The organism is Cellulomonas cellasea (assembly GCF_006538745.1).
Classification (GTDB): Bacteria; Actinomycetota; Actinomycetes; order Actinomycetales; family Cellulomonadaceae; genus Cellulomonas_A; species Cellulomonas_A cellasea.
This window is the reverse complement of record NZ_BJLR01000007.1, coordinates 82866-106549: the sequence shown is the minus strand read 5'-3', so window position 1 is coordinate 106549 and position 23684 is coordinate 82866. Positions and strand designations below refer to the sequence as shown.

Annotated in this window: 24 protein-coding genes; 14 read left to right on the top strand and 10 right to left on the bottom strand. The window is 76.2% G+C overall.

Annotated elements, in window-relative coordinates:
* The 3 genes from CCE01nite_RS03120 to CCE01nite_RS03110 form a co-directional block, all read right to left on the bottom strand.
* Positions 1-496, bottom strand: a 496-nt coding sequence (locus tag CCE01nite_RS03120) for an RNA polymerase sigma factor (protein WP_246056300.1), incomplete at its 3' end; no start/stop codon positions are given.
* Entirely contained in the window at positions 493-1179 is a 687-nt protein-coding gene (locus CCE01nite_RS03115; RefSeq protein WP_052104337.1) for a class F sortase, read from the bottom strand. The genes CCE01nite_RS03115 and CCE01nite_RS03120, both read right to left, overlap by 4 nt.
* Positions 1180-1391: 212 nt before the next feature.
* Positions 1392-2216: a DUF4397 domain-containing protein gene (locus CCE01nite_RS03110; RefSeq protein ID WP_034633149.1), complete on the bottom strand. Its 825-nt coding sequence runs from the start codon at positions 2214-2216 to the stop codon at positions 1392-1394.
* Positions 2217-2355: 139 nt separating this feature from the next.
* Here CCE01nite_RS03110 and CCE01nite_RS03105 point away from each other — a divergent pair, with 139 nt between their 5' ends.
* Together CCE01nite_RS03105 and CCE01nite_RS03100 are read left to right on the top strand one after the other, a co-directional pair.
* The gene (locus CCE01nite_RS03105; protein WP_052104338.1) at positions 2356-2874 is read left to right on the top strand and encodes a GNAT family N-acetyltransferase; all 519 of its coding nucleotides are present in this window, start codon (positions 2356-2358) and stop codon (positions 2872-2874) included.
* A 92-nt stretch (positions 2875-2966) separates the two neighbouring features.
* Positions 2967-4022, top strand: coding sequence for a tripartite tricarboxylate transporter substrate binding protein (locus CCE01nite_RS03100; RefSeq protein WP_034633150.1), 1056 nt, complete (start codon positions 2967-2969; stop codon positions 4020-4022).
* 16 nt (positions 4023-4038) lie between these two features.
* Here CCE01nite_RS03100 and CCE01nite_RS03095 read toward each other — a convergent pair whose 3' ends face one another.
* On the bottom strand, positions 4039-4548 hold the full coding sequence (locus CCE01nite_RS03095; RefSeq protein WP_034633153.1) for an ASCH domain-containing protein: 510 nt from the start codon (positions 4546-4548) through the stop codon (positions 4039-4041).
* Between the two features lie 208 nt (positions 4549-4756).
* Between CCE01nite_RS03095 and CCE01nite_RS03090 the strand changes: the two genes are divergently transcribed.
* Positions 4757-5545 carry an ABC transporter ATP-binding protein gene (locus CCE01nite_RS03090; protein WP_084142860.1) on the top strand — a complete coding sequence of 263 codons (789 nt, stop codon included), beginning with the start codon at positions 4757-4759 and terminating at the stop codon, positions 5543-5545.
* Entirely contained in the window at positions 5542-6897 is a 1356-nt protein-coding gene (locus CCE01nite_RS03085) for an FtsX-like permease family protein (protein ID WP_052104339.1), read from the top strand. Before CCE01nite_RS03090 ends, CCE01nite_RS03085 begins: the two co-directional genes overlap by 4 nt.
* A 124-nt stretch (positions 6898-7021) precedes the next feature.
* On the opposite strand, the gene CCE01nite_RS03080 is transcribed toward CCE01nite_RS03085, so the two are convergent.
* On the bottom strand, positions 7022-8179 hold the full coding sequence (locus CCE01nite_RS03080; protein WP_034633159.1) for an HAF repeat-containing protein: 1158 nt from the start codon (positions 8177-8179) through the stop codon (positions 7022-7024).
* Positions 8180-8303: 124 nt separating this feature from the next.
* Positions 8304-9104 (bottom strand): SGNH/GDSL hydrolase family protein, encoded by an 801-nt coding sequence (locus CCE01nite_RS03075; RefSeq protein ID WP_084142862.1) that lies wholly within the window; start codon positions 9102-9104, stop codon positions 8304-8306.
* A 426-nt stretch (positions 9105-9530) separates the two neighbouring features.
* On the opposite strand from CCE01nite_RS03075, the gene CCE01nite_RS03070 reads away from it, so the two are divergent.
* Positions 9531-10652, top strand: a complete 1122-nt coding sequence (locus CCE01nite_RS03070) for a hypothetical protein (protein ID WP_141371959.1) — start codon at positions 9531-9533, stop codon at positions 10650-10652.
* Positions 10653-10710: 58 nt separating this feature from the next.
* Complete coding sequence (locus CCE01nite_RS03065; RefSeq protein ID WP_034634504.1) at positions 10711-11085, top strand: VOC family protein; 375 nt, start codon at positions 10711-10713, stop codon at positions 11083-11085.
* A 27-nt stretch (positions 11086-11112) separates the two neighbouring features.
* Here CCE01nite_RS03065 and CCE01nite_RS03060 read toward each other — a convergent pair whose 3' ends face one another.
* Together CCE01nite_RS03060 and CCE01nite_RS03055 are read right to left on the bottom strand one after the other, a co-directional pair.
* On the bottom strand, positions 11113-11664 hold the full coding sequence (locus tag CCE01nite_RS03060; RefSeq protein WP_246056299.1) for a GNAT family N-acetyltransferase: 552 nt from the start codon (positions 11662-11664) through the stop codon (positions 11113-11115).
* Positions 11665-11823: 159 nt separating this feature from the next.
* Positions 11824-13125, bottom strand: a complete 1302-nt coding sequence (locus CCE01nite_RS03055; RefSeq protein ID WP_211254601.1) for a glycoside hydrolase family 16 protein — start codon at positions 13123-13125, stop codon at positions 11824-11826.
* A 309-nt stretch (positions 13126-13434) separates the two neighbouring features.
* Here CCE01nite_RS03055 and CCE01nite_RS03050 point away from each other — a divergent pair, with 309 nt between their 5' ends.
* Both CCE01nite_RS03050 and CCE01nite_RS03045 read left to right on the top strand, forming a co-directional pair.
* Positions 13435-16875, top strand: a complete 3441-nt coding sequence (locus CCE01nite_RS03050; protein WP_034634502.1) for a 1,3-beta-D-glucan phosphorylase, GH149 family — start codon at positions 13435-13437, stop codon at positions 16873-16875.
* Positions 16876-17102: 227 nt separating this feature from the next.
* On the top strand, positions 17103-17573 hold the full coding sequence (locus CCE01nite_RS03045; RefSeq protein WP_246056298.1) for a luciferase domain-containing protein: 471 nt from the start codon (positions 17103-17105) through the stop codon (positions 17571-17573).
* Positions 17574-17674: 101 nt separating this feature from the next.
* On the opposite strand, the gene CCE01nite_RS03040 is transcribed toward CCE01nite_RS03045, so the two are convergent.
* Positions 17675-18433, bottom strand: coding sequence for a class I SAM-dependent methyltransferase (locus CCE01nite_RS03040; protein WP_034634501.1), 759 nt, complete (start codon positions 18431-18433; stop codon positions 17675-17677).
* A 53-nt stretch (positions 18434-18486) separates the two neighbouring features.
* Between CCE01nite_RS03040 and CCE01nite_RS03035 the strand changes: the two genes are divergently transcribed.
* The 6 genes from CCE01nite_RS03035 to CCE01nite_RS03010 all read left to right on the top strand — a co-directional run bounded on the left by CCE01nite_RS03035 (position 18487) and on the right by CCE01nite_RS03010 (position 23051).
* Complete coding sequence (locus CCE01nite_RS03035) at positions 18487-18963, top strand: hypothetical protein (protein ID WP_246056297.1); 477 nt, start codon at positions 18487-18489, stop codon at positions 18961-18963.
* Entirely contained in the window at positions 18963-19214 is a 252-nt protein-coding gene (locus tag CCE01nite_RS03030) for a helix-turn-helix transcriptional regulator (RefSeq protein WP_034634499.1), read from the top strand. The genes CCE01nite_RS03035 and CCE01nite_RS03030 overlap by 1 nt, the downstream gene beginning before the upstream one ends.
* 236 nt (positions 19215-19450) lie before the next feature.
* A complete protein-coding gene (locus CCE01nite_RS03025; RefSeq protein ID WP_084142936.1) occupies positions 19451-20239 on the top strand; it encodes a DUF4386 domain-containing protein in 789 nt (262 codons plus the stop codon).
* 75 nt (positions 20240-20314) lie between these two features.
* Positions 20315-21022 (top strand): PadR family transcriptional regulator, encoded by a 708-nt coding sequence (locus tag CCE01nite_RS03020; protein WP_034634497.1) that lies wholly within the window; start codon positions 20315-20317, stop codon positions 21020-21022.
* A 173-nt stretch (positions 21023-21195) separates the two neighbouring features.
* Positions 21196-22230, top strand: coding sequence for an ATP-binding cassette domain-containing protein (locus CCE01nite_RS03015; RefSeq protein ID WP_141371958.1), 1035 nt, complete (start codon positions 21196-21198; stop codon positions 22228-22230).
* Positions 22227-23051, top strand: a complete 825-nt coding sequence (locus CCE01nite_RS03010) for an ABC transporter permease (RefSeq protein WP_034630324.1) — start codon at positions 22227-22229, stop codon at positions 23049-23051. Before CCE01nite_RS03015 ends, CCE01nite_RS03010 begins: the two co-directional genes overlap by 4 nt.
* A gap of 90 nt (positions 23052-23141) precedes the next feature.
* Here the strand turns inward: CCE01nite_RS03010 and CCE01nite_RS03005 are convergent, their stop codons facing one another.
* The gene (locus CCE01nite_RS03005; protein WP_034630321.1) at positions 23142-23603 is read right to left on the bottom strand and encodes a ScoMcrA-related endonuclease; all 462 of its coding nucleotides are present in this window, start codon (positions 23601-23603) and stop codon (positions 23142-23144) included.
* Between the last annotated feature and the right edge of the window lie 81 nt (positions 23604-23684).

Sequence of the window (23684 nt, the reverse complement as noted above, 5' to 3'; positions counted from 1 at the left end):
CGCCGAGCCGGTCCAGCTCCTCGGCCATCGTCAGGCGCTCCGCGAGCTGCGCGGTCTCGGGCTCGGGCGCGGGGGGCGTCGTCGCGGCGACGGCGAGGGCGTCGCGCTGGTCGCGGGCCCGGCGGGCGTGCACGTCGGCGATCGCGTTGCGGGTGATCCCGGTGAGCCAGGCCCGCAGCGGCGAACGGCTCGCGTCGTACCCGCTGCGTCCGCGCCACGCGCTCACGAAGACCTGCTGGGTCACGTCCTCGGCGTCGGTCGCGTCGCGCAGCGAGCGCAGCGCGAGCGTGTGCACGAACGCGGACCAGCGCCGGTACGCCTCGGCGAGGGCGAGCTCGTCCCCGGCCGCGAACGCGCGGGCGACCGCGTCGTCGTCCCACTCAGGGGGTGTGCGCAGGTGCGTGACCGGCGAGGGCGTGGACAGCGGGGACCTCCTCCTCAGCGGCGCAGTGGTCGCGCGCCGTGCCGATGGCGCGCCCGCTAGCACGGACATCATGCACCGACCGGCTCCGCCGTGACGATGACGTTGTCGGTGTAGGAGCCCACCTCGCGCTGGAACACCCCGCCGCACGTGACCAGGACGAGGCGCGGCGGGCCGTCGCGCACGAAGACCTGGTCCCACACGGCCTCGACCTTGGGGACGCGGACGACGTCGACGACGGCGTACCGGACGGCGGTCCCGTCGTCGAGCGTCACGTCCACGACGTCGCCCGGCTGCACGTCGCCGAGCTTCGCGAAGGGGCCGAGGCCCGCGGAGGCGACCGAGTCGACGTGGGCCGCCACGACGGCGGTGCCGGACGGGTCGCCGGGGCTCGAGCCGAAGCGGTACCAGCCGGCGCGCTCGGCGAGCGGGGGGATCTCCATCTGGCCGTCCTCGGCCACGCCGACCGGGTCGACGGGGACCTGGATCGCGCGGTCGGGGATCACGAGGTCGACGGGGCGGCGGGCGTCGGCGGCGGGCTGCGCGCCGAGGGTCGCGGGCTGGAGCGGCACGTCGAGCACGGGCTCCTGCGGGGCCGCCGTCGGGGTGGGGCTCGCGGTCGGGGCGGGCGTCGCAGCGACCGGCTCGGGGTCGGCGGCGCACCCGGTGACGACCAGCGACACGAGCAGAGCGAGGGCCGGCGCGTGCCGCACGGCGCCGCGGTGCGCAGGGCGTCGGGTGGTCCGGTCGGTGGTCATCGGGGTGTCCTCGCTGTGCTGGGGAGGGGCGGGAGCCGCGTGCGGGTCGAGCGGGGGAGCGGCGGGGACGGGTCGAGGGCGGCCACCCGGGACCCGGGCGTCCGCCCCGCGACGGGGAGGCGGCGGTGGGTGCCCGCCGCTGAGCACCCACCGCCACCGGTCGGGTGGGTGCGGCGCCCCCGCGGGGGAGCGGGGCGCCGCACCCGGGCGGGTCAGTCGCGCGTCACCGCGACAGCGACCCGCCGACGGGCGGCCACGAGCACGCCGCCCATGAGGGCGAGCAGCGCAGCGGCGACCGCCCACGAGGTCGCCGGCGTCTCGCTCGCCAGGCCGAGCTCACCGGACGGCACGCCGCCCGGCGCCGAGTGCAGGCCGTCGATGGTCTGCACCGCGAGCTGGAGGTTGCCCGCCTCGAGGCTGCCCCACGCGTACACGATGGTGCTGGTGCCCTCGGTGACGGGGACGTCGGCCGGGCCGATGACCGGGGTCGTGGTGCCCGTGGCGGCCACGGCGGCCGAGACGGTCCCGGCGGGGAGGTCGAGCTTCTGCTCGTTCGGGTTCGACAGGTTCGAGATCACGGCGGTCCCGCCCGCGAGGACGTCGACCGCGGGGGCGGCCGCGGTGTGGCGGACCGTGAGGCGGCCCTGGCCCGCGGCGATCGTCGAGGTGTCGTTGGTGAAGAGCGTCGCCGTGGGTGCGCCCGCGCCGTCGAGGTGGGCGACCGCGGTGTAGTTCGTGTCGGCCGCGAGCGCCAGGTCGACGGGGCCGATGGCGGGGGCGCTCGCGTCGGCCGCGTCCGCCGCGGTGATCGCGACGCTGTACGTGCCCGGCGGGAGGTCCAGGGGTCCGGCAAGGGTGCCCGGCGTGAAGTCGTCCAGCGTGCGCTCGCCGTTGACCCAGACGTCGACCGTGAGCCCGGGGACACCGTGCAGCACGGACAGGGATGCGTTGCCGGGGGTCGCGGCCGAGGCGGGGAGGACGGCCGTGGCAGCGAGGGCGAGGCCGGCGGCGCCGGCGGTGATCAGTCGGGTACGCATGAGGTGCTCCAGGGTGTGGGCCCTTGCGGGGGCGCTGACGTGCTGACACCACCTCTACGGCGCGGGGGTCCCGTCTGGATGCAGCGGTTGCGAACGTATTTTTCGGGCATCCGCCGGCGCGGTCGGGCACCATGACCGGATGCTGCTGCGACCTGCTCTCCCGACCGACGTCGACCTGCTCACGGACCTCGTGGTCGAGGCGGTGAACTGGACGGGCGAGCAGCGGGTCACGGTCGCCGACGTGCGGACCGACGACCACCTCGCCCGCTACGTCGAGGGCTGGGGGCGGCCCGGCGACGTCGGGGTCGTCGCGGTGGGCGACGCGGGCGAGCCGCTCGGCGCGGCGTGGGTGCGGCTCCTCACCGCGGACCGGGCGGGGTGGGGCTTCGTCGCCGAGGACGTCCCCGAGCTCTCGCTCGGCGTGCTCGCGCCGGGGCGCGGGCTGGGCGCCGGGTCGGCGCTGCTCGACGCGTGCCTCGACGCCGTGCGCGCGCAGGGGTCCCGTGCCGTGAGCCTGAGCGTCGAGGACGGCAACGACCTCGCGCGCGGGATGTACGAGCGGCGCGGGTTCGTCGTGGTCGGGCGCGAGGGCGGCTCCGACGTGCTCCTGCTCGACCTCGCCACGTCGACGACCCCGGCGGGGCGCCAGAAGGTATGACCAGCAAACCCCCAGGTCAGCGCGGGAGGCTTCGATAAGGTTTTCGCACCGTGGCGGCCGGCTCGACCGGCCGCGCTGATCAAGGAGGATCGATGCGGAGCATCACCCGTGCGCGCACCCGGCTCGTCCTCGGCTCGGCCGTGCTGGCGCTCGCGTCCGCGCTGACCGCGTGCAGCCCGGACGCCTCGACGCGGGAGCCCGCCGGGCGAGGCGGCGCGCAGCCCGCACCCGTCGCGGAGACCACCGCGGCCGGTGACGCGCTCGCGATCATGGTGCCGTCCGAGCGCGGGACCGGGTGGGACGCGACGGGCCAGGCGCTGGTCGACGTGCTCACCGCCGAGGGTGTGGAAAACGGTGTCGACATCGTTCACTACCGCGGCGCGGACGGCACCGTGGGCCTCACCCAGCTCGTCGGCCAGGCCGACCCCGACTCTCTGCTCGTCGTCGGCGACGTGCTCGTCGGCGCCGTCGAGCTGACCGACGCCGCCGCGACGCTCGAGGACGTCACGCCCCTCGCGCGGCTCACGGACGAGCCCCTCGCCGTCGTCGTGACCGCCGACTCGCCGTACACGACCGTCTCCGACCTGCTCGACGACGTCGTCGCGAACGGCCCGGCCGTCGCGATCGCGGGCGGGCCCGCCGGCAGCGCCGACCACGTCCTCGCGGCCCGGATGCTCCTCGCGGCGGGCGTCCCCGCGGCGGACGTGGCGAGCCGGCTGCGCTACGTCCCGCAGTCGGGCGCGGGGGAGTCGTTCGACCCCCTGTTCGACGGCAGCGTGCGCGCCGCGGTCGCCGACGTCTCGGAGCACGCCGACCTCCTGGCCTCGGGGAGCCTGCGCGCGCTCGCGGTCTCGGGCGCCGAGCGCTCGCCCGCGCTGCCCGACGTGCCCACGCTCACCGAGCAGGGCGTCGACGTGGTCGTCACGGGCTGGCGGGGGGTCGCGGCGGCGGGGACGCTCGAGCAGGCGCGCGTCGACGAGCTCGTCGCGCTGCTGACCACGGCGCACGGCTCCGCGGCGTGGACCGCGGCGCTCGACGAGCACGGCTGGTCCGACGCGTTCCTCACCGGCCCGGAGCTCGACGCGTTCGTCGCCGGCGAGGTCGCGGCCGTGCGCCAGACGCTCCTCGACGTCGGCCTCGCGTCGTAGGGGCGCCCGGGGCCGGTCAGTCCGCGTGCTCGGGCGGCCACACCACGCGCAGCCGCTCGAACACCACCTCGACGGACTCGTCGAGCTCGACGCCCCGCGCGGCGCACGTCCGCCGCCAGTACGTCAGGTGCTGCTCGAGCCACGTCGCGCGGGTGCGGTCGTCCTCGCCCTCGTCCCAGGCGAACGCGTCGTCGACGCTGTGCACGGGCCCGACGCGCAGCTCGACCGAGCGCAGCACGACCCTCGGGCGACCCGCGCCGTCGCACGCGACCCAGTGCGAGCCGATGCGCGGGGGTAGCTCGCCCTCGGCGGCGAAGTCGGCCAGGAGCGTCGCGGTCGCGCGCTTCGGCCCGTGCAGCACGAGGTCGAGCAGCTCGTCGGCCAGCGGTGCGCTGTCGCCGAAGTGCTCGACCGTCGGGGTGTCCCACGCGTGCTCGGGGTGCGCGGCGAGGTAGTCCTGCCACAGGGCCGCCGCGGCGGGCTCGTCGAGCGGGGCGACCGGGGGGCGGGGCTGCGTGCTCGTCATGAGCCCATCGTCGCGCAGGCGCACGCAGGTCGAGCCGCAGGCGCGCACGGGTCCCGCGCCCGCAGGCGCGCACCCGTCCCGCCCCCGCAGGGGGACCCGGCGCACCCCCGCAGGGGGACGGGCCGCGCGCCCGTGGGGGGACACCGGCCCGGCGCGGACCCACCCGTGCGGCGACGCCCGGGGCGGCGACGGCGGCAAGAGTCGAGGCATGCCCCGAACCGCAGCCGGACACAGCAGCCCAGCCCCGCACCCGACGCCGGGCGGCCCCCCGGGCAGTCCGCGTCTCTCGGCGCGCGGCGTCGTCAAGCGCTTCGGCGCCACGACGGCGCTCGCGGGCGTCGACGTCGACGTGGCCGCGGGCGAGACCGTCGCCGTCATGGGCCCGTCGGGCTCGGGCAAGTCGACGCTGCTGCACTGCCTCGCCGGGATCCTCGCGCCGGACGCCGGGACGGTGCGGCTCGGCGGCACCGACATCGGCACGCTGAACGAGCGCGACCGGTCGCTGCTGCGCCGCCGCCGGCTCGGGTTCGTGTTCCAGTTCGGCCAGCTCCTCGGCGAGCTGCCGGCCGTCGAGAACGTCGCGCTCCCGCTCATGCTGCAGGGCGTCGCCCGCCCGGAGGCCACGCGCCGGGCCGCCGAGTGGCTCGCCGCGCTCGGGCTCGCGGGCAAGGAGGGCCGCCGACCCGGCGAGCTCTCGGGCGGCGAGGCCCAGCGGGTCGCGGTCGCCCGCGCGCTCGTCACCGGGCCGGAGGTCGTGTTCGCCGACGAACCGACCGGGGCGCTCGACCAGTCCACGGGCGCGGACGTCATGCGCGCGCTGACCGGCGCCACCGCCGCGGCCGGGGCCAGCCTCGTGCTCGTCACGCACGACGAGCAGGTCGCCGCGTGGTGCTCGCGCCGCATCCACGTGCGCGACGGCCACGTGACCGACGCCGCGCCGGGGCAGCCCGCCGCCGGGCCTGCGTCCGGTGCGTCCGCGCCCGGCGGTGCCCGGTGAGGGCCGTGCTCGCGCTCGCCCCGCGGCTGCACCGCTCGGGCGGGTCGCTGACCACGGGGCTCGCGGTCGCGGCGTTCGCCGTGACGACGGCGTTCGCGCTCAGCGTGCTGGGCGGCCTGCTCGGCTTCGTGGCGCGCGCCGACGACCCGCCCGCACCGTTCACCCGGTTCGACGCCGGGCCGTACGTGATCATGGCCGCGATCGCCGGGGTGCTCCTGCTGGTCCCGCTGGTCTCGCTCGGCGGTGCCGCGGCGCGGCTGGGGGTCTCCCGGCGCGACGCCCGGCTCTCGACGCTGCGGCTCCTCGGCGTCACCCCCGGCGAGGTCGTCGCCCTGACGGTCGTGGAGACCGCGCTGCAGGGGCTCGCCGGGGCGCTCGTCGGCGCGGTCGGCTACGCGGCGCTGATGCCCGTGTGGACGCGCATCCCGTTCCAGGGCGTGCCGTTCACCGCAGGCGAGCTGTGGGTCGGTCTGCCGGCGCTCGCCGGGGTGCTGCTCGGGGTCCCGCTGCTCGCGGCGCTGAGCGGCACCGTGTCGCTGCGCCGGGTCGTCGTCTCGCCGCTCGGGGTCGCGCGCCGCCAGACGCCGCCCGCGATGCGCTGGTACCGCGCGCTGCTGCTGCTCGTCGCGTTCGGCGGGTTCGTCGCCGTGACCAAGCTGGTCAGCGGTTTGGAGGCCGCGGTGGTGTACGGGTTCATGCTCGGGATGCTCGGGCTGGCGTTCGCCGGGCTGAACCTCGTCGGGCCCTGGATCATCGGGCTCACGGGCCGCGTCATGGCGTGGCGCGCGCGCACCCCCGCGACGCTGCTCGCGGCCCGGCGGCTCGTCGACGACCCGCGCGCGTCCTGGCGGGTCGTCGGTGGGCTCGGCCTCGCCGCGTTCGTCGCCGGCTGCCTGTCGATCCTGCCCGCGATCGCCTCGACCAGCCCGATCAGCAGCGACCCCGTCGAGAGGTTCCTGCTGCAGGACGTCGTGACCGGCGGCCTCCTGACGCTCGCGATCTCGTTCACCGTCGCGGCCGTCTCGGCGGGGATCCAGCAGGCGGCCTCGGTGCTGGACCGGCGCCGCGAGTACGCCCTCCAGCGCCTCGCGGGCGTCCCGGTCGAGCTGTTCGACTCGGCCCGGCGGCGCGAGGTGCTGCTGCCGCTCCTGCTCGTGGCCGGCACCTCGGCGGGCGTCGCGCTCGTGCTGTCGGCGCTCGTGTTCGGCGCCGCGAGCGCGACCGACGGCTCGGGGCTGCTGCTCGTGCTGGGCTTCCTCGCCGGCGGCGTGCTGCTCATGCTCGCCGCGACCGAGACCAGCCGCCCGCTGCTGCGCTCGACGCTGCGCGACACCGTCGTGCGGGCCGACTGAGGCGCGCGCGGACTGACGCGCGCCGAGACGTGCGCCGCCCGGCCGGAAGGGGGCCGGGGCGGTGCGTGCGGGGGACAGCGGGTGCGGGCGGCCGGAGGGACCGCCCCGCACCCGCTGCTCCGGGTCAGGACCGGCGCTTGGGCGGCACGTGCAGGATCGCGCGCGCCCCGTCGTCGTACACGATGGACAGCACGTGGCCGGCTCCGCTCTGGTCGGTCACGGCGACCGCGCGGTGCGTGGTGCCGAGCGGCGTCAGCGTGCCGTCGACCCAGGCGAACGCCTGCTGCACGGGGGTGCCGTCCGGCCGGGCGAAGCCGATCCGCCCGGAGACCTGGCCGCGGTCGTTGACCTCGGACGCCTCGCTCCAGGCGCCGTCCGGCACGCCGATCGGGTCCATGTACCCGTCGGCCCACACGAACGCGCGCCGGCCGGAGTCCGTGGGGTCGGCACCCTGGCTCCAGCCGACGACCACGTCGTGCTCGTTGACGGAGTTCGCACTGGCCCACACGTCGCCGGGCAGCGTCCCGAGGTCCTCGGCCGTGCCGTCGCGCCACAGCACCGCGGACAGCAGCCGGTCCGCCTCCGAGGCGCGGCCGACGACGTGCCCGCGGTCGCTCAGGTCGGTGGCGAAGAACCGCCCGTCCGCCTCGCCGAGGCGCGTCATCGTCCCGTCGCGCCACACGTAGCTGACCTCGCGGTCGTCGAAGTCCTCGGTCCGGCCGAGCACCGTCCCCGACCGGTTGAGGTCGACGATCCCGCTCGACGTCCATGTCGAGGGGTAGGGCACCGGCCCGACCTCCACGAGCGTCCCGGACGTCCACACGAACGGGGAGGTCGTCCACGGGTCCTCCTCGGACGGCTGCGCGGTGCCCCCGACCTGACCGCGCTCGTTGATCTCGGAGCCGTACTCCGTGCCCGGCAGCAGCGTCGTCGTCCCGCGGTACCAGCGGAAGGCCTGCGTCGGCTGGCCTTCCGCGAGCTGCACGTAGCCCGCGATCTCGCCGCGCTCGTTGATCGCGGTCGCCGCGCTCTGCCATGCGCCGGGAGTCAGGTCCGTCATCACGCCGTCCCGCCAGAGGAACGCGTGCCGGAGGCCGCCGGCGGTCTCGGACTGCCCCACGACGTGGCCCTTGTCGTTCACGTCGGTCGCGTCGGTGCGCGGCCCGCCGAGCGTCCCGAGGTCGACCGACGTCCAGCCGGCCGGCGGTGGTGCGCTCCACGCGGTGGCCGCGAGCGGTCCGGCGAGCGCGAGGCACGCCGTGAGCGCCCCGACGGTGGTCACGGCGACGAGTCTTCTCCGCATAGGTGCATCCCCCTGGGTACGGCCATCGCCCGGTGCGATGTCCGGTTCGTCCCGTTCTACGGGGTCGGCGACGGCGCGGACAAGGCGCACCGGGGGTGAAGACTCAGGGAACGAGCGGGGGCAGCCGCTCCGCGAGCGCCCCGGCCAGCACCCCGTACCCGGTCTCGTTGGGGTGCAGCCCGTCGGCGCTGAGGTAGGGGCGCAGGCCCTGCCTGCCCGACGTCGCGGAGCCGACCAGCTCGGCGGCGTCGAGGAACGGGACGCCCGCCGCCTCGGCCGCGCCGCGCACCGCCGCGGTCATCGCGTCCTCCTGCGTGCCGCCGAGGAGCACCGACACGAACGGCCCGAGCACGACGACGGTCGCGTCGGGGAGCCCTGTGCGCAGCTCGGTGAGGAGCTGGGTCGCGGCCGCCTGCACCTGCGCCGGCTCGTAGCCGCGGAACGCGTCGTTGCTGCCGCCCGCGACGACGACGACCTCGGGCGCGGCGGCGACGACGTCGTCGACCCGGTCGGGCATGGGCTCGCCCTCGCCGGGAGCGAGGAAGCCGCTGCCGCCGACGCCGTCGACGACCGCGATCGGCCAGCCGAGGGCCTCGGCCGTCTGCCACGCGTACCCGCGCTCGGGCGGCGCGCCGACGCCCACGGTCAGGGAGTCGCCGAAGAACGCGATCGACGGCGCGTCCGGGTCCGGCAGCGTGGTGGGGCCGGCGGACGGGGGAGCGGACGTGGCGGCCGGGGACGCGGGCGCCGGGGTCGCGGTGGCCGTGCGGGACGGCGCGTCGTCGGCCTGCGACGAGGACCGCCCGGGACCCAGCAGCGCCCAGCCCGCGGTCCCGACGGCTACGACGGCGAGGGCCGCGAGCGGCACGGCGACGCGGCGGGGAAGGGTTGGGGGCTCGGGCACGCCCTACGGTAACCGGCGGACGGCGGTCGCTCCTGCCCGGGGGCGGGACCGGTGCACCGACCCGGGGCGCGACGCGCGTCGACCTCCGGCGGCAGCCCGCCGACCGGTGGCCGATGCCCGGGCGTCGGGCGCGCTCCTAGCGTCGGAGGCATGGGAGACGTCGCACGGCAGCCGGGGCAGCCGGGGCAGCAGCGGGGACCGCGGCCGGGGCGGGAGCGCGGACCGCGGCCGGGGCGGGAGCGCCGATCGTGGCCGGGGTCGGAGCGTGGGCCGCGGCCGGCCGCGGAGCGTGGGCCGCAGCCAGGACCGCGGCCCGGGCCGGAGCGCGGGCCGCAGCAGGGACCGCGACCGGGGACGAAGCCCGTCGGCGCGGGGATCGTCGGACCCGCGCGCGTCGGCGCCGAGCCGCCACCGCTTCGCCGCCGGGTGCGCTGGGCGCTCGCGGCCGGCCTGCTGGTGCTCTCGCCGGTCGGGGCGGAGTACCTGGTCGGCTACGACACGAGCACCGGGAACCTGCCCGCGCTGCTCGCAGGCCTGCTGTTCTTCGTCCCGCTGTACGGCGCGCCCGCGCTGCTGCTGCGCGAGGTCGCGGTGCGGACCGGGCTGCGCTGGCCGGGGGTGCTCGCGCTCGCGGCGGCGCTCGGCGTCGTCCAGGCCGGGGTCGTCGACCAGTCGCTGTTCAGCCTCTCCTACCGGCAGATCGAGGGCTGGGAGGCGGCGGCGCGCGCGACGTTCGTCGAGCCGTGGGGCGTGTCGGTCGCGAACGCGAGCAACTTCCTCGTCGGGCACGCCGTGTGGAGCTTCACGGTCCCGATCGCGCTGGTGCACGCGCTGCGGCCCGACGCCGCCCGCCGGCCCTGGCTGCGCGCCCCCGGGCTCGTCGTCGCGGCGCTGCTGTACGCCGCCGCCGCGCTGCTGGTCCACGTCGACCACCTCGAGACCGAGACCGACCACGCGTCGACGGCGCAGGTCGCGGGGGCGTGGGGGGTCGCCGCGCTGTGCGCCGTCGCCGCGTTCGGGCTCGGGCGCTGGGTCGCCGAGCGCCGGGCCGGTCGGGTCCCGCCCCTGGCGGTGCTCGCGGCGGCCGGGCTCGTGGGCGGGCTGCTCGTGACGCTGTCCGACGAGACGTGGACCGGGGTCGCGCAGACCGCGGTCGTCCTGGTCGCGGCGGTCCTCGGCCTGCGGCGGTGGTCGCGGGCGGACGGCTGGGCGCTCCACCACGTCGCCGCGGTCGCCGCCGGGGCGCTCGTCGCGCGGGCGGCGGTCGGGTTCCTCGTCGTGCCGCTCGGCGACGTGCCGGCCGGGCCGAAGTACGCGCACAACGCGGTCGCGGTGCTCGGGTCGGTGCTGCTGGGCTGGTGGGCCGTGCGGCAGGCCGCGCGGCATGCGCCGGAGGGCGGCGGGCACGCGCCGGACGACGACGGGGGGCTCGCGCCGGACGACGACCTCCGGCGCGCGGCACCACGGCGCGGTGCGCGGCCGGCGCCGGACGACGACCTCCGGCGCGCCGCCGATGACTTCGGGCGCGGGGGCCGGTCTACCCCCTGAGCCCCGCCCCCCGGCGCGGGCCCGGCGGACGGTGCCACGGCACCCGGGAGGAGCGACCATGCTGCGGGAGTCGACGGCGTTCAGCGGGTTCTCGGTCGACGACGTCCCGCGCGCGCGGGCGTTCTACGCGGAGACCCTCGGGCTCGACGTCACCGAGGAGAACGGCATGCTCACGCTCCGGCTCGGCGGCGGCACGCACGTGCTCGTCTACCCGAAGCCGGACCACGTGCCCGCGACGTTCACGGTGCTGAACTTCCCGGTCCCGGACGTCGAGGCCGCGGTCGCGTGGCTCACCGGGCGGGGCGTCGCGTTCGAGCACTACGAGGGCACCGAGATCGAGACCGACGCCCAGGGCGTCTTCCGGGGCGGCGGGCCGCTCATCGCGTGGTTCACCGACCCGGCGGGCAACGTGCTCTCGGTGATCCAGGACTGACCCGGCGTCGCCCGCCGTCACCCGCCGTCACCCGCGCCGGGCTGCCTCCCACTCGGCGCGCGTGATCGCGTACTCGACGTCGCCCTGCTCGTCGCCGGGGATCGGGTAGGGCCAGTCGGCGTGGAACGTGCGCACGAGGCGCATCCCGCACTTCTCCATGACCCGCCGGGACGCGGTGTGCACGGCCATCGCCTCGGCGACGACGCGGGCGGCCCCGAGGTCGGAGAAAGCGGTGTCGACGAGCGCACGCGCCCCCTCGGTCGCGAACCCGTGGCCCCAGGCGGCGCGCCGCAGCCGGTACCCGAGCTCGGGCTCGTCGTGCGGCCGCCCCTCGCCGGGGCGCAGGTGGAACCAGCCGAGGAACTCCTCCGACCCGCGCTCGACCGCGGCCCAGAACCCGTAGCCGTCGCCGCGCGCGTAGTACGCCAGGAACGCGGGCAGGATCTCGTCGACGACCTCCGCGCGCGGCGTCGGGACCCCTCCCGTGACGTGGTGCATCACCGCGGGGTCGGCGTCGAGCTCGACGAGGAGGTCGACGTCGTCGGCGGTGAGCTCGCGGAGCGTGAGGCGCTCGGTCATGAGGTGGACCCGTCCGTGGACCATCCCCCAGCGGACCACCGCGCGGGCGTCGGCGCAACGGTCTGCGGCGGTCGATCGGTGCTCCTCGCCCCGGACGACGACGGGGGTGCGGCCCGGAACCGGACCGCACCCCCGTCGTTCAGCCCGCCCGGCGTGGGGTCAGGACGTCGAGCAGCGCCCGAGGTCCTGCCACGCGGTGCTCGTGCCGGGGACCGTGCGGCGGGTCGCGCGCGTCGCCCGCCACACGTGGTCGGCGTGCGTGATGGTCGCGCCCGGCCAGTAGAGCCGGTGGCGGGTCCACGAGCGCAGGCGGTCGCACAGCGGCGCGGCCGGCGGGTTCGGCGCGACGGTCGGGACCGGGGTCGCGCTCGGCGTCGGGGTCGGTCGGGGCGCCGGCGTGCTCGCGGTCGGCGAGGGCGTCGGCGTCGGGGTGGCCGGCGGCGACACCGGCGGCGTCGTCGGGGTGCAGGTGCCGGCCCGGACCGTGTCGGTGTGGCTCGTGCCGGCGGTGCGCAGGCCGGCGACGCGCGCGGTCACGTCGGTGGGAGCGAGCACCTCGCGGTCGGCGTAGTAGACGTAGTCGACCTCCTGCTCGTACCGGCTCACGCCCCCGGTGTGCGACGCCAGGTCGATGAACCAGAGGTTCGCGTTGAGCGACATCGGCGTCTCGGGGTACACGTGCCCGGTGTGGTCCGCGACGAGGCGGCCGTCGAGGTAGTAGCGCACGTGGCCGGAGTCGACCTGCAGCACGAGGTCGTGCCAGCCGTCGAGGCTCCCGGGGATCGTGGTGCTGACGTTGTCGGCCTTCCAGGGGTCGTTCTGGTAGGTCTCGTACGTCGTCGTGAAGAGCGTGGGCCGCGTCGCGCCCCAGCCGCCGTTGGGCAGGTACTCGAAGTCCGCCTCGCCGTACGCCGGGTCGTTCGGGAAGTCGAGCGGCGTGATCGTGAAGAGCGTCTGGACGACGGGGTCGCCATCGGCGCCACTGATCGGCGCGTCGGTGAACCGCACGCGGCTCGCATAGGTGCCCTCGAAGAACTTGCGCTGCTGGTACACCTCGGCGTTGACCGTCCCGGCGCCGGTGCCGTCGGTCTGGGCGCGCAGGCGCATCGTGCGGGCCGCGCCGCTGCCGGGGAAGTCGACGTTGGCGGCGGACCACGTGTTGCCGGAGACCCCGGGGCCGCCCGCGCCGGTGCGCACGGTCCAGCCGCGCGAGCGCAGCGCGGGGTCGGTCGAGGACGTGTAGGCGAAGTCGTCGAACAGCTGGCCGCAGCCGCCGGGGACGGCGGTGCGGGCGCCGGGGGACTGGGCGACGGGTCCGGCGGGTGCCGCGGCGGGGGCCGACGCGGCGGGCGGGGCGGTGAGCAGGGTCGCGGCCAGGAGGCCGGGGAGCAGCCCGGCGAGGACGGCCCGGCGGCGGGCGGACGGGCGGGTGGGGGCGGGTGCTGCGCTGCGTGCGGTCACGGCGACGGCTTCCTGTCGGGGGTCAGGGATGGTCGGCAGAATGTCACGAACTGGTCACGGTCCGGTCAGTAAGTGCATGAGACCTCTCTCATCCGCCGGCGACGACGGCGGTCCGGCGGTGCGGCCGTCGGAGCCGGTGCGCGCTGCGGCCCGCGCCCGGGCAGGTCCCAGGCCCGGTCCTTGCCCGCACGGGCACCGGCATGACACGCTGGCGTGAGAGCGCTCTCTCAGCGTCGGTCCCGCACGGTCGCGGAACCGCCGGGACGCGCGCCCGACGTGTCCGCCGCACTCACGACGCAAGGAACCCGCATGTCCCTGCAGGTCGCCGCACCCCTGTCCGCCACCGACGCCGGCCCGGTCACCGGACGCACCCTCGAGATCGAGGGCCGGCCGTTCTACCAGATCACCGCGTACGACCAGATCCCGCCGTTCTTCATGACGCTCGTCGGCGCGAGCGACCTGTGGGTCTTCATCTCCAGCAGCGGCGGCCTGACCGCCGGCCGGGTCGAGGCCGAGCACGCGCTGTTCCCGTACTACACCGAGGACAAGGTCGCGGAGGGCGCCGGCCGCACGGGCGGGCTCACGCTGCTGCGCGTCACCGGCGCCGACGGGGCCACGACCGTCTGGCAGCCCTTCGCCGAGACCCGCCCGGGCGACCCCGCGGCCCGGCGCACGCTGTCCAAGGACTACCTCGGCACGACCCTCGTCTTCGAGGAGACCCGCCCCGACCCCGGCCTGCGGGTGCGGGTCACGTGGCAGACGAGCGCGCGGTACGGCGTCGTGCGCACGGGCGAGCTCACGTCCACGTCCGACGAGCCGGTCGAGGTCGAGCTGCTCGACGGGTTCGTCAACCTGCTGCCCGCGGGTGCGACCGTCCAGGTGCAGAACGAGCTCAGCTCGCTGCTCGACGCCTACAAGCGCAGCGAGGTCGACGGCGCGACCGGCCTCGGGATCCTCTACCTGAACTCGAAGCTCACCGACAAGTCCGAGCCGAGCGAGTCGCTGCGCGCGAACGTCGCGTGGTCCCTCGGACTCGAGGCCGCCGACCGGCTCGTCTCGACGCGCCAGCTCCGGGCGTTCGCCGCCGGGCAGCCTGTGCACGGCGAGATCGACGTGCGCGGCGAGCGCGGCGCCTACCTCGTGCGCACCGGGCTCACGCTCGCGCCGGGCGAGACGCGGCGCTGGCAGGTCGTCGCCGACGTCGAGCACAGCGCCGCCGACGTCGTCGCGCTCCGCACCGAGCTCGCCGAGCCGGCCGCCCTCGCGCAGCGGCTCGCGGCCGACGTCGAGGAGACCCGCACCGCGCTCGAGGCCCTGCTCGCGACCGCCGACGCCGCGCAGCTCACGGGCGACGAGCTCGCCGCCGCGCACCACAGCGCGAACGTCCTGTTCAACACGATGCGCGGCGGGGTGCCCGTCGACGGCTACACGGCGGAGGCGCAGGACGTGCGCCGGTTCGTCGCGGAGCGCAGCCCGCGCACCGCCGAGCGCTGCGCGGACCTGCTCGCGGGCCTGCCCGAGCGCTTCGGCATCGACACGCTCGTCACGCTCGCGGACTCCCACGGCGACGCGGACCTCGGCCGGCTCGCGCGCGAGTACCTGCCGCTCATGTTCAGCCGCCGCCACGGCGACCCGAGCCGCCCGTGGAACAAGTTCCGGATCGCGCTGCGCGACGCCGACGGCCGCACGCTCGTCGACTTCCAGGGCAACTGGCGCGACATCTTCCAGAACTGGGAGGCCCTCGCCTGGTCGTTCCCGGAGTACGTCGAGTCGATGGTCACGGTGTTCCTCGACGCGACCACCGCCGACGGCTACAACCCGTACCGGATCTCCCGCCAGGGCATCGACTGGGAGGTCCCCGAGCCCGAGAACCCGTGGGCGAACATCGGGTACTGGAGCGACCACCAGATCGTCTACCTGCTCAAGCTGCTCGAGACGTCCCGGCGCTTCCACCCCGGGCGGCTCGACGCGCTCGTCGACCGCGCGGTGTTCACGCACGCCGACGTGCCGTACCGGATCGCGTCCTACGCGAAGACCCTCGAGGACCCGTACGACACGATCGCGTTCGACGAGGAGGCGCAGGCGGCCGTCGAGCGCCGCGTCGCGCTCGAGGGTGCGGACGGGCGGCTCGTGCACGGGCCCGACGGCGAGCTCGTCCGCGTGACGCTCGCCGAGAAGCTGCTGCTGCTGCTCGCCGCGAAGCTCGTCAACCTCGTGCCCGAGGGCGGGATCTGGATGAACACCCAGCGCCCCGAGTGGAACGACGCCAACAACGCGCTCGTCGGGCGCGGGCTGTCCGTCGTGACGCTCGCCTACGTGCGGCGCTACCTCGACGTGGTCCGCGACCTGCTCCAGGGCGACGTCACCGTCACGACCGAGCTGCGCGCGCTGCTCGCGGACGTGCACGACGCGCTCGCCCGCCACGCCGACCGCACCGCGACCGGCTTCGACGACGCGGCGCGCCTCGCGGTCATGGACGAGCTCGGCGCCGCGGGCACCGCGTACCGGGCCCGCGTCTACGACGGGTTCGGCGGCGCCGTCGTCCCGTTCGAGGCGGCCGACGTGACCGCGTTCCTCGACGTCGCGCAGCGCTACGTGGACTCCGGGCTGCGGGCCAACCGGCGCGCCGACGCCCTGTCCCACTCCTACAACCTGCTCGACCTGCGGGCGGACGGCGCCGGGGTGCGCCGGCTCGGCCCGATGCTCGAGGGTCAGGTCGCGGTGCTCTCGGCCGGGCTGCTGAGCCCGGCGGAGGCCGTCGAGCTGCTCGACGGGCTGCGGCGGAGCGCGCTCTACCGCGCCGACCAGCACAGCTACATCCTCTACCCCGACAAGGAGCTGCCGAGCTTCCTCGACCGGAACACCGTGGCCGCAGCCGACGCCGCCCGCGTGCCCCTCGTCGAGCGGCTCGTCGCGGCGGGGGACCGGTCGGTCGTGCTGCGCGACGTGCACGGCGACGTGCACTTCGCCCCCGACATCCACAACGCGGGCGACGTCGCGGCGGCGCTCGACCGGGCGCCGGTCGAGGTGTCCGACGAGGAGCGCGCGGCGCTGCTCGGACTGTTCGAGGACGTGTTCCACCACGCCGAGTTCACGGGCCGGTCCGGCACGTTCTTCGCGTACGAGGGGCTCGGCTCGATCTACTGGCACATGGTCTCCAAGCTGCTGCTCGCGGTGCAGGAGAACCACGAGCGCGCGGTCGCCGAGGGTGCCGACCCGGGCGTCGTGCGGCGGCTCGCCGAGATCTACGAGGACGTGCGCAGCGGGCTCGGGTACTGCAAGACCCCCGAGGTGTACGGCGCGTTCCCGATCGACCCGTACTCGCACACCCCGGCCGGCAAGGGCGCACGCCAGCCCGGCATGACCGGTCAGGTCAAGGAGGAGGTGCTCACGCGCCTCGGCGAGCTCGGGCTGCGCGTCGAGGACGGGCGCGTCGTGTTCCGGCCCGTGCTGCTGCGCGCCGAGGAGTGGACCGGCGGCCCCGCGACCTTCCGGTACCTCGACGTCACGGGGGCGACGCAGCACGTCGAGCTGCCCGCAGGGTCGCTCGCGTTCACGTTCTGCCAGGTCCCGGTCGTGTACCGGCGGGCGGCGGCCGGCTCGGCGACCACCGTGACGGTCGAGCGCGCCGACGGGTCGACGGTCACGCTGCCCGACGCCGCGCTCGACGCCGGGCTCAGCGCCGAGGTGTTCCGGCGCACGGGCGAGGTCGTGCGGATCACGGTCGAGACGCCGGGTCCCGCCGCCTGACGGGTCGCCCGGCGCGGGGGTCCGCCCACCGCGTCGGGCACCGGTCCGGCGACGTCGTCCGACCGGGCCGGCCGGGGGGCTCCTCGGCGGCCGGGTCGGCGCCGGTGGTGCTGCCGGCGCGGTTGCGTCGGGTCGCGTGGGGCTCAGCGGGGCGCCGACGGCCGCAGCGCCGACCGGTCCGGCGACTGCTGCGGCGAGCTCGACGCGCACGTGGGTAGGGTCCTCGGGTGCTGAGCGAACCGAGGCCGGGGCCGCGCCCGACGACGTCCGACGAGGGGCCGCACCGGCAGGTCGACCAGCGTGCGCCCGCGGCGCTGTGGGGTGAGCTCGTCGCCCGGGTCTTCGCGCTCGACGGCGTGGTGGAGGGCATCAGCCAGGTCTCGCCGGCGTCGTCGCGCGCGGTGTTCCTGGCCGACCTCCGCGAGGAGCTCGCCCCCGAGCGGTCGCTCGCCCCCGGCCAGCGTCTCGAGCCGGTGCACCTGCACGGGGTCGACGACACGAGCCTGCACCTGGTGCTGCCCCCGGCGCGCGCCGCGGAGCTCGACCGGCTGGGGTGGGCCGAGCCGCACCAGTACGCCGACTTCGGCACGGAGGTCATGGTCTACGGGCCGCGGGACGCGGACGAGCTCGAGGCCGTGGTGTCGGTGGTGGAGGAGAGCCTGCGGTTCGCGCGCGGGCTCGACACCCGCACGGCGTAGGGGCGCCCCGCCCCCGCAGTCGCCGGGTGGGCGTCGTCACGGCGGGGCCGGGCGGTGACCCGAGGTGCCGGCGAGTGCCGCTCCGAGCCGGACGGGTGCGCTCAGGCCCGGCCGCGCGCGCACCACGCCGACGCGCGGATCTCGAACGGTGCCGCGGGCAGCAGGTCGGCGCAGCGGGCCCGCAAGGCGGCGCGGCCGTCGGCGTCGAGGCTCGCGACGTGCGCCCCCGCGGGGCCGACGCCGAGCGTGAACGGCTCCCACCAGTCGTCGAACGACCCGAACGGCACCGAGACGCTCACGCAGGACGACTCGACGTCGCCGATCCCCGCGGCGTCGAACAGCTCGGCCAGGTGCCCGGCGCGCGCGCCCGCGAGCCCGGACTCGTCCCGTGCCGCGGGCGTGAGCTCGTGGACGGCGCCCCAGAACGTCGCGAGCGGGCTGCCGCCGCCGGCGTGGTCCCAGACGCACGCCGCGACGACGCCGCCGGGCCGGGTCACCCGCGCCATCTCGCGCAGGCCCCGGACCGGGTCGGCCATGAAGTGCACGACGAGCTGGGCCAGCGCGGCGTCGACCGCGTCGTCGTCGAACGGGAGGTCCTCGGCGGACGCCGCGCGCACGTCGACGCCGGGCAGCCGCGCGCGCACCGCCTCGACGAACGGCGGCGACGGCTCGACGGCGTGCACGGCGCCGGCGCCGAGCCGGTCGGCGAGCTCCGCGGTGAGCGCCCCAGGGCCGCAGCCCACGTCGAGCGCGCGCATGCCGGGGCGCACGCCGGCCCAGTCCGCGAACCGCCCGGCCAGCGGTCCGGAGAAGCGCCCCATGAACCGGTCGTAGGCGCTCGCGGCGACGTGGAAGCTCACCGTCCGAGCGTAGGGGCGCCGGCCCGTCCGTGGTGTCAAAGATTATTGACACGATGTCAGGTCTGGCATACCTTTGGAGCATCACCCGCCCGACCGAGGAGCCCGGCATGTCGTTCGAGGAGAAGGGCGCCTGGCTCTACCTCGGCGCGGCCGTCGTCACCTACGTCGGGTACGTCGTCGCGCTGCTCGTGCGGGCCGGCGGTGCGCCGCCGGCCGACGCCCCGTGGGTCTCGACGATGCTCGGGGCGATCGCCGCCTCGGTCGTGCTCAGCGTCGTCGGGCAGGTCGTGCTCGGCGTCGCCCGCCCGTCCGAGGCGCACCAGAAGGACGTGCGCGACGAGGAGATCAACCGGCGCGGCGAGTTCGTCGGCGGCGTGACGCTCGGCGTGGCGATGGTCGTCCCGTTCGCGCTGACTCTGCTCGAGCAGCCGCACGTCTGGGTCGCCAACGCGATGTACCTCGCGTTCACGCTCGCGGCCGTCGTCGGGAGCGCCGCCAAGCTCGTCGCCTACCGCCGGGGCTTCCGGTGATGGCGAAGCAGACGCGGGTCACCAACCGGATCCGCACGCTGCGCTTCACGCACGACGAGATGACGCAGGCCGAGCTCGCGCGACGGGTCGGCGTGACCCGCCAGACCGTCCTCGCGATCGAGCAGGGCCGGTACTCGCCGTCGCTCGAGGTCGCGTTCCAGATCGCGCACGTCTTCGGGGTCCCGCTCGACGACGTCTTCCAGTACCCCGACGACGGCTCGGCCGACGCGCCGGACCGACGGGACGGCTGACCCCGGCCGGCCCCTCCATCGGCGCACGCACGCGCCACCTCCCGGAGCCACCCGGCTCGGTCTCGGTCGGCCGGTGTGTCCCGGCCGCTGCCGTCGCTGCACCCGCTGTCGGCACTGCCCTGCCCGCGCTCGTGCCGGCGAGGGCCGTCGGCTCGTGCCCGAACACCTCTCCCTGCCCGGTCCACGACGCGTCCTGCCCGTGGTCCTCCCCGCCGTACCCAGAACCAGGAGTCGTCATGCTCACCTCCCAGCCCGCGCCGCACGCCGTCCCGCCCGTACCGGCCGCCCTGCCGTCGTCCACGCTGTGCCACCCGCAGCGCGTCGCGCGCCTCGCGGCGTCGCTCTACCTGCTGCTCGCCGTCCTCGGGGCGTTCGCGCACCTCGGCGCCCGCGCCGCCGTGCACGTGCCGGGGGACGCGGCCGAGACCGCCGACCGGGTCCGTGCGCACGCGTCGCTCGTGCGGGTCGCCTTCGTCGCCGACCTCGTCCAGGCGACGCTCCTGTTGTTCGTCGGCGTGCTGCTCTACGCGCTGCTCGGGCACGCCGCCCGGGCCGTCGGGCGCGTGATGGTCGGGCTCGTCGGGGTCGCCACCGCGATCATGTGCCTCAACCTGGTGCACCACCTCGGGGCGCTGCTCGTCGCGACCGAGCCCGCGTACGCCGGCGCGTTCGGGCCCGCGGGCGCGGACGGCGTGGTGCTCCTGCTGCTCGACCTGCACCGGAACGGCTACCTCGTCGCGCAGATGTTCTTCGGCCTGTGGCTCGCGCCGCTCGGGTACCTCGTGCTGCGGTCGGGGGCGGTGCCGCGCGTGATCGGCGTGCTGCTCGTCGTCGGCTGCGTCGGGTACCTCGTGGACATGCTCGTCGGCTTCCTCGCGCCTGCGGCGGCGGCGACCGTGACGCCGCTCGCGACCGTGCCCGCCGCGCTCGCGGAGCTGAGCCTGATCGGCTGGCTGCTGGTCCGCGGGGTGCGGGTGCGGGGCGCGCAGGTGCCGGGTGCGGTGGAGCCGCGACCGGCGCCCTGAGCCTCCCGGCGCACGAACGGGCGACGCGGTGGGGAATCCTGGACGGAGCACTCCACTCCGGATACTCTCGCCAGAGTGACCACCCCGTCCGTTCGTCGCCGCGTGGCGAACCCGCTCGCGCTCGCCGTGCTGGCGTGCCTGTGGGAGCGGCCGATGTACCCGTACGAGATCACCACCACGCTGCGCGAGCGCGGCAAGGAGGACAGCATCCGCCTCAACTTCGGGGCGCTCTACGCGGTCATCAAGCAGCTCGAGAAGCACGGGCTCATCGGGGTCGACCGCGTCGAGCGCGAGGGGAACCGCCCCGAGCGCGTCGTGTACGCGATCACGGACGACGGCCGCGCCGAGGCCGTCGGCTGGCTGCGTGAGCTCGTCGCCGTGCCGGCCAAGGAGTACCCCGCGTTCGAGACCGGGCTCTCGCTCATCGGCCTGCTCGCGCCCGACGACGCCGTCGCGCGGCTGCACGAGCGGATCGCGGCCCTCGACGCGGACGTCGCGGCACGCGAGGCGGTGCTGTCCTCGCCGCAGGTGCGCGACGTCCCCGAGATGTTCCTCGTCGAGGCGACCTACCGGAACGCGATGCTGCGCGCCGAGCGGGAGTTCACCGCCGGGCTGCTCGCCCGCATCGAGGACGGGACCCTCGGCGGGGTCGACCGCTGGGCGCGCTGGCACGCGCTGCTCAGCCGCGGGGCGACGCCCGACGAGCTCGCCGCGGCGATCTCCGCGGACCTCGCACCCGTCTCGCAGCAGGACGGGGGTGAGCCGGCGCGCGGCCTGGGCTGAGGCCCAGCACAGCGGTGGCCCGGGTGCTGGAACACCCGAGCCACCTCGCATCCGAGTCGTCCCCTCGCGGGAACCTGTTGGTCGACAGTCGCTCAGAGCGTGCAGCGATCGTATCGCTGCGGCCCTGCCCTGCCCCCGCACGGGACGGCTCCTCACGTCGATGGAGGAGTCCCATGACCGCATCATCCCGGCCGGCCCTCGAGGCCGGCTCGCTCGTCAAGACCTACCCCGGCGGACGCGGCAAGCCGCCCGTCGTCGCGCTCGACGGGCTGACCTTCCAGGTCGCCGCCGGGACCGTGTTCGGGCTGCTCGGGCCCAACGGCGCCGGCAAGTCCACGACCGTGAAGATCCTCGCGACGCTCGCGCGGCCCGACTCGGGGACGGCGCGCGTCGCCGGCCTGGACGTCGCGCGCGAGCCCGCGGCGGCACGACGCGTCCTCGGGTTCGTCTCACAGAAGCAGGTGTCGGACCCGATGGACACCGGCGCCGAGAACCTCGTCCTCGCCGGGCGGCTGCACGGGCTCTCGGCGCGGGACGCCCGGGCGCGCGCCGAGGAGCTCCTCGGGCGGTTCGGGCTGACCGACGCCGCGGGCCGGCGCGTCTCGACGTACTCGGGCGGCATGGCCCGCAAGCTCGACGTCGCGATCGGGCTCATGAACCGCCCCCAGGTGCTGTTCCTCGACGAGCCGACGACCGGCCTCGACCCCGAGGCGCGCGCGGAGATGTGGTCGGAGATCGAGCGGATGTCCGGGCACGAGGGCATGACCGTCCTGCTCACGACGCACTACCTCGAGGAGGCCGACCGCCTCGCGGACCGTCTCGCGATCGTCGACCACGGGCGCGTGGTGACGGAGGGCACCGCGGACGAGCTCAAGAGCGGGCTGCGCGGGGACGCGGTCCACGTCGAGGTGGACCGGCGCGACGCCGTCGGCCACGCGCTCGCGGCGCTCGGCCGGGTCGCCGCGCTCCGCGACCTCGTCGCCGACGGGCAGGCCGTCCGCGCGCGGTCCGACGACGGCGCCGCGGCGCTGCCCCCGGTGCTCGCGGCCCTCGACGCCGCGGGGGTCGAGGTCCGCTCGGCGACCGTCTCGCGCCCGAGCCTCGACGACGTGTACCTGCGGCACACCGGGCGTTCGTTCGCCTCGGCGGGCACGACGCCGGCGCCCGCGACGCCGGCGCCCGCGACGCTCGAGGGGGCGGCCCGATGAGCGCCACGGGCCGGCCGCGCGCCGCCGTCCGCCCGCCGGGGGCGGGAACCGCGCTCACGCACACGGCCGTCCTGACCGCCCGCCAGCTCCGGGCGGTCGTGCGGGTCCCGGCCTTCCTCGTGATGAACCTGGTCCAGCCGATGATCTGGCTCCTGCTGTTCGGCCAGCTCTTCCGGTCCGTCGTCGAGATCCCCGGCTTCGCCGCGGGCAGCTCCTACCTGGAGTTCCTCACGCCGGGCGTCGTCATGATGATGGCGCTGTTCGGCAGCGCGTGGGCGGGCACGTCGTACATCCAGGACATGGAGCGCGGCGTCATGGACCGGTTGCTGACGTCGCCGACGCACCGCGGCGCGCTCATGGTCTCGTCGCTCGTCCACCAGGCGGTCCTCACGGTCGTGCAGACGCTCGTCGTGCTCGCCGTCGCCTGGTGGTGCGGCGCGCGGTTCGGGGGCGGCATCCTCGGGGTGCTCGTGCTGCTGCTCGGCGCGGTGCTGCTCACGGCGACGTTCTCGGCGCTGTCGAACGTCGCGGCGCTCGTCGGGCGCGACCAGACCGTCCTGATCGGCATCTCGCAGCTGCTCACGATCCCGCTGATGTTCCTCAGCTCGGCGCTCATGGACACCCGCCTCGCCGCCCCGTGGGTGCGCGACGTCGCGGCGTTCAACCCGTTCGAGTGGGCGGTGGTCGTCGGGCGCGGGGCGCTCGCGCCGGACCCGGACTGGGGTGAGGTCGGGGCGCACGTCGGCTACCTCGCGGCGGTGGCCGTCGTCATGGCGTGGGCGGCGACGCGGGCGTTCCGGGCGTACCAGCGGTCGACGTGACGGTGCGGCCCGTCCGGCGTCGGTCTCCGGCGCCGGAGGGGCCGCTCCCGGGAGGTCCTGGGGACGCGGTGGTGGTCGACGGCGCTGGCGTCAGCTGCAGTAGTCGCAGACGCCCGTCGACGGGAGCGTCATCGAGCACGTCGGGCACAGCCTCGGGGGAGCGTCGCGCGCGTCCGTCGTGCGGGACGAGATCGGCCGGGCGGCCCGGGGCGCCGCCGCGCGCGGTGCCCTCGGTGCCCGCGCCGGCTTGACGGGTGCGAGGCGGACCGCGCCGGCGGGCTCGGTCACCTGGAAGCCCCGCTTGCGCAGGATCGCGACGGCGTTCGCCATGCCGCTGCTGAACGCGTCGGGCGTCGCGAGCCGCCCGGTCGCGAACCGGTGCGCGACCCCGAGGACCGCCTTGACGTCGTAGCCGCGGTCTTCGTGGACCAGCTCGTAGCCCGGCGTCGGCGCGAAGCCGTAGAGGTCGAGGAACGCGTCGCCGCCGCGGTCGTCGTACTCGGCGAGGGCTTGGAGGATGTGCTGCCGCGACACGGAGGAGAAGGTGGCCACGGTCCTAGAGCCTAAGCGGGGCTCCGCCGTCGCCGCACCGCAGCCTCCACCGCGGGTCCGCGGCCCGGGTGTGCGCCCAGG

Excerpts from the sequence above, each read along its gene's own strand:
- CCE01nite_RS03115 (WP_052104337.1), bottom strand. The coding sequence starts at position 1,179 with ATGACCACCGACCGGACCACCCGACGCCCTGCGCACCGCGGCGCCGTG.
- CCE01nite_RS03110 (WP_034633149.1), bottom strand. The coding sequence starts at position 2,216 with ATGCGTACCCGACTGATCACCGCCGGCGCCGCCGGCCTCGCCCTCGCT.
- CCE01nite_RS03105 (WP_052104338.1), top strand. The coding sequence starts at position 2,356 with ATGCTGCTGCGACCTGCTCTCCCGACCGACGTCGACCTGCTCACGGAC.
- CCE01nite_RS03100 (WP_034633150.1), top strand. The coding sequence starts at position 2,967 with ATGCGGAGCATCACCCGTGCGCGCACCCGGCTCGTCCTCGGCTCGGCC.
- CCE01nite_RS03095 (WP_034633153.1), bottom strand. The coding sequence starts at position 4,548 with ATGACGAGCACGCAGCCCCGCCCCCCGGTCGCCCCGCTCGACGAGCCC.
- CCE01nite_RS03090 (WP_084142860.1), top strand. The coding sequence starts at position 4,757 with ATGCCCCGAACCGCAGCCGGACACAGCAGCCCAGCCCCGCACCCGACG.
- CCE01nite_RS03065 (WP_034634504.1), top strand. The coding sequence starts at position 10,711 with ATGCTGCGGGAGTCGACGGCGTTCAGCGGGTTCTCGGTCGACGACGTC.
- CCE01nite_RS03060 (WP_246056299.1), bottom strand. The coding sequence starts at position 11,664 with ATGACCGAGCGCCTCACGCTCCGCGAGCTCACCGCCGACGACGTCGAC.
- CCE01nite_RS03050 (WP_034634502.1), top strand. The coding sequence starts at position 13,435 with ATGTCCCTGCAGGTCGCCGCACCCCTGTCCGCCACCGACGCCGGCCCG.
- CCE01nite_RS03035 (WP_246056297.1), top strand. The coding sequence starts at position 18,487 with ATGTCAGGTCTGGCATACCTTTGGAGCATCACCCGCCCGACCGAGGAG.
- CCE01nite_RS03030 (WP_034634499.1), top strand. The coding sequence starts at position 18,963 with ATGGCGAAGCAGACGCGGGTCACCAACCGGATCCGCACGCTGCGCTTC.
- CCE01nite_RS03025 (WP_084142936.1), top strand. The coding sequence starts at position 19,451 with ATGCTCACCTCCCAGCCCGCGCCGCACGCCGTCCCGCCCGTACCGGCC.
- CCE01nite_RS03015 (WP_141371958.1), top strand. The coding sequence starts at position 21,196 with ATGACCGCATCATCCCGGCCGGCCCTCGAGGCCGGCTCGCTCGTCAAG.
- CCE01nite_RS03010 (WP_034630324.1), top strand. The coding sequence starts at position 22,227 with ATGAGCGCCACGGGCCGGCCGCGCGCCGCCGTCCGCCCGCCGGGGGCG.